Below are 287 nucleotides of genomic sequence, written 5' to 3'. Positions count from 1 at the left end.
GATTGATCTCGACAACTCTCATTTCCCTCATCAAATTCCTTTATAATTTGCTTCTTAGACCGTCCCAATGAAAGGTGAGTATATATCATTCCAAGCAATTTAATATATTCCTTGACTCCTGCACCATCTGAACATAGATGAGACAATTTCACAACTAACATATCTGTTGTAGTGCCCCGTAATAATTTCGTTTGAACCATAGGCCCCTGAATACGATCACCAGGTTCCTTAATAAAATCTATTGCCATTATTTCAAGTTCTTGATTATTTCCTTCTGCAAAAAAGCA

1 pseudogene is annotated in these 287 nt (G+C 35.9%); it reads right to left on the bottom strand.

Annotation, left to right across the window (positions count from 1 at the left end):
* A pseudogene (locus tag HFD78_RS29195) lies at positions 1 to 287 on the bottom strand (hypothetical protein); the annotation flags it as partial.

It is taken from the genome of Bacillus sp. EKM501B, assembly GCF_011800505.1.
Taxonomy (GTDB): Bacteria; Bacillota; Bacilli; order Bacillales; family Bacillaceae_G; genus Bacillus_A; species Bacillus_A cereus.
Note: the sequence above shows the minus strand (reverse complement) of the source record. Positions and strands in the feature narration are given on the sequence as shown.